At 62.5% G+C, this 4,250-nt stretch carries 1 protein-coding gene; it reads left to right on the forward strand.

The features are described 5' to 3' along the window. A partial coding sequence (locus JNL55_RS20465) for a beta strand repeat-containing protein (RefSeq protein WP_293858057.1) occupies nt 1-4,250 on the forward strand: 4,250 nt, incomplete at both ends.

Here is a 4,250-nt window from a genome sequence, read left to right on the forward strand (position 1 = left end):
ATCGCCACCGTCGGTCTGTTGGAAGACATCGAGCGTCACGCGGTAGACCTGACGTTGACTGCCATGCCAACGCTGCCCGGGGCGAACAATAGTTACACCCAGCAGACCTTCGCCGACGCGGCCAATCTGGTCATCGGCACCGGCGCACGCATCGAAGGCGATGTCGGTGCGGACATCAGCTTGAACTCGTCGAGCCGATTGTTGGTCGACGGCACGATCTCGGCTGCGGCCGGCAACATCGACCTGCGCTTGAACAACTCGCTGGCGATTGCAGCGGACGGCACCGGTCAATACTTCGCGGATCAGGGCATCTGGCTCGGAGACAACGCGCAACTGTTGGCGCGTGGCGCGGCGGTGACAGAGGTCGACGACCAGGGACGCATCATTGGCGACGTGCTGAGCGGCGGCACCATCAGCATCGATGCGGATCGTGGCCATGTGCTCACGTCCTCCGGATCGTTGATCGATGTGTCCGGCACGTCGGCGCAGTTGTCGATCAAGTCGGATGCTCGCGGGCGCTATCAAACACGGCAGATTGGTTCGGCTGCCGGCACAGTAGATATCGAGGCGTCCGAGGCCATCCTCATCGGCGGCCAACTCAAAGGCGAGTCGGGCGATCCTGGCAATCTCGCCGGTGGTACGTTGCGCGTTTCGCTGGATACTTCCGAGCGCAACGATCCGGGTCAAAGCCGGCCTATCCCCGAGTCCACGTTGCCGGGCGGTGATCGCACCATCGAAGTCACGCAGCAGTCGCTCGATCTGAGTTTCGCTGACTCGACACTGTCAGGCTATTCGGGCAGAGCCGTGGTGGCGGCGGAGCAGGTGACCGAAGGCGGCTTCGATGCGCTGGAGCTCAGCTCTAGAACCACGTGGACCTCCGAGGGCGCCGCATCCACCATCGACGTGCACGTGGGGCGCGTCGAGTTCGACGGCGATGTGTCGCTGGCACTGGATCGCAGCCTGACGGTGAACGCTGCCGTAATCGCTTCCGATGGCGGCGAGGCCACACTGAGCGCGCCGATTGTGACGTTGGGCAGCTCAGAGCTCGATCACAACAACCTGAATTCTCAATACCAGGCGCCCGCGCAGGCAGGCACTGGCTCGCTGAATGTCGAAGCAGGGCAGATCGACGTGATCGGCACCAGTGTGTTGCAAGGCTTTGCCGATGCCACGCTGAAGTCCAGCGGCGATTTGCGACTGATCGGCGTACAGATCGATCCGCCGCAAGGAGTGACCGGCTCGCCGGCACTGAAGGGTTCGCTGAGCACAGCGGGTGATCTCACATTGAGTGCGGCACAGGTCTACCCGACCACGCTGACGCAGTTCACCGTCGCTGCCGGCGTCGATGCTGACGAAGGTAAATTGACGGTTACGCAGAACGGCACTGCCGGTGATGCGTTGTCCGCGGGCGGCGCGTTGACGCTGTCGGCTGATGAAGTGGTGCAGTCGGGCACTGTGCGTGCACCGTTTGGCAGCATCACTATCGATTCGCCCAGCATCACGCTCACTGATGGCAGCGTGACATCGACCAGCGGCGCCGGGCTGAACGTGCTTTACGGCGAGACCGAAGGCGGTCTCAACTGGGTGTACGTGCTCGGCTCGAAGAAGATCATCTACGGCGATGGCAGTCAGCGCATCGTCGATCAACGTGTCGCCCTGAATGGCGACCGGGTCGCCTTGGAAGAGGGCGCTGTGCTCGACGTGAGCGGCGGCGGCAACTTGTTGGCCACTGAATTCACTTCCGGCACCACCGGCACGCTCGATGTGCTCGGTGAAGACAACACCTTCGGCGGATTCGCCATCATCCCGGCGAGCCGCCTGCAGTCCGCGGCGTATGACCAAAGCATCTATGGTGAGTCCGGCTTCGAAGGCGGCCGGAGCATCTATCTTTCCGGCACCGGCAATCTACCGGCCGGCGAATACATCGTGCTGCCCGCCAAGTTTGCGTTGCTGCCAGGTGCTTATCTGGTGCGGCCGGTGTCGGGCTATCAGGACATCAGTGCGAGCGAATCGTATGGGTTGAGTGACGGTAGCACGGTCGTCTCCGGCTACTTCACTCACACTGGCAGCGGTTTGCGTGACAGTGCGCGGACTTCAGGGTTCGCCATCCTCGACGGCAAGGCCGTACAGAACAAGGCTAAGTACACCCTCACCAACGCCAATGATTTCTTCGCCGCGAGTGGCGAAAGCGCGGCCACGCAACGTCTGCCGCAAGACGCGGGCAGAGTCGCGATCACTGCCACCGAGTCGCTGATCCTCGAAGGTACCTTGCGCGCCAATGCTGCCGAGGGTGGCCGGGGCGCAGCGCTCGATATCGCCAGTAGCGCTATCGAAGTCGTGTCCGACCTCGACAGTGCTGGTAGCACGGTTGGCGTGCTGAAGTTGGATGCCGGCGACCTCAATGCACTGGGCGCCGAATCGATCTTGTTGGGCGGCGTGCGCCACGAGAACGAGGATGGCATCGACATCACCACCAACTCGTCGACAGTGACGATTGCTGAAGGCGCGGCGTTGGTCGCTCCGGAAGTCATGCTGGCGGCCACCAACACGGTCACCGTCGAACGGAACGCCAGTATCACTGCCAGCGGTGCAGAGGTTCAGGCTCAGGATGTTGGCTTGACTGGCGATGGCGCCTTCGTGCGCGTCGCTACGTCGGAGGCAGCCAATGTTCAACGCAGTTCGGCAGGTAACGCCGGTCGCGTGATCATTGCTGATGGCGCGTCACTGACTGCGACGGGTGGTTCCATCAGTTTGGAATCCTCTGGTGGCGCTGATCTCTCAGGAGCTTTGTCAGCCGCGGGTGGCGAAGTGTCCTTGACCGGCAATCTGATTAGCCTCGGCAACGTGAATCCCTCCGTTGGCGGTTGGGTGCTGGATGCGGCTCAGTTGTCGCGTCTGGATGCCGACACGCTGAGCCTGAACAGTCGCAGCGCCATCGATTGGTATGGCGATGTCGATCTGGCCTTCAGCAATCTCAACTTGAGCGCACGCGCACTCCGAGGCTACGACGACGGCACGGTGTCCATCGACGCCGCGGGCGATGTCACATTCACGGGTGGCGATGCGGCCACCAATCCGACTGACGCCACCGGCAACGGTCAGTTGCATCTGACCGCGAACAATGTCGTCTTCGACGGCGGCGCGGTGGAAATGTCGGGCTTTGAGTCCGTTGGGCTATTGGCCAACCGTGAAGTGCGCGCTGATGACACAACGACGGTCAGCGTCGTCGGCGGTGACCTGCAGCTCGGCGCGCAGCGTATCAGTACACAATCCGGCGTGGACTTGGCGATCAGCGCTGACCGTGCCGCTAGATTGTCGAACAGCGGCTCGACTCAGGCGCTCGAGGCAGTCAATGAACTCGGCGGCTCCTTTAGCTTGACGGCGAGCTCTATTGAGTTGGCGACTCGCATCGAGCTGCCCTCGGGCTTGGTGAGCTTGAATGCCACCAACGGCGGCGTCGCTTTGACCGGCAGCGCAGCCATCGATGTCAGCGGTCGCGCCACCGAGTTCGCCGATCAGATGGCTTACAGCCATGGCGGCACGGTGAGCCTGGATGCGGCCAGTGGCGACGTGGTGTTGGCCGAAGGGTCACGCATCGATGTCTCTGCCGAAGGCGGAGCGGACGCTGGCAGCATCGAACTGAGCGCGGCTGCAGGAAGTCTGCAATTGGCTGGAGCGCTCGATGGCAGCGCGGCTGCCGGCGGCGAGGCTGGTAGCTTCAGCGCCGACGCACAGAATCTCGGTGACTTCGCTGATTTGACCCAGCGGTTGGGTGCCGATGGTTTTGCGGGAGACTTGAGTTTCCGTCAGCGCGGCACAGGTGACCTGACCGTCGCAAGTGGTGCCACGGTGCAAGGAACGTCGGTGTCGATGACTGCCGATCAAGGCAACATCGTCGTCGCTGGCAATATCGTCGCGCACGACACGGGCGGCGGACGTATCGATCTGTCTGCCAGCGATGGCATGACCCTCAGCGGCACGCTGGACGCTCGCTCCACCAACAGCGACGAACGTAACGGCCGTATCGCTCTGAACGTGAGCGACGGCGGTTTGAATGTGACCGACAGCGCAGTGATTGCCACGGTGGCCTCGGGTGCAGCGACTGGAACGAGCGGCGATGGTGACGTTGCCATTCGTCTGCCTCAGCAATCGTTGCTGACTGTGATCGACGCGGACAGCGCTAACGACGCTGTGCATTTGGGTGGCGACTGGAGCCAGACCGCCGACGTCAGCGTCGAAGGCTTCGCTGT

Origin of the sequence: Steroidobacter sp., from assembly GCF_016790065.1 — a bacterium.
In the GTDB taxonomy this organism is placed as follows: Bacteria; Pseudomonadota; Gammaproteobacteria; order Steroidobacterales; family Steroidobacteraceae; genus Steroidobacter.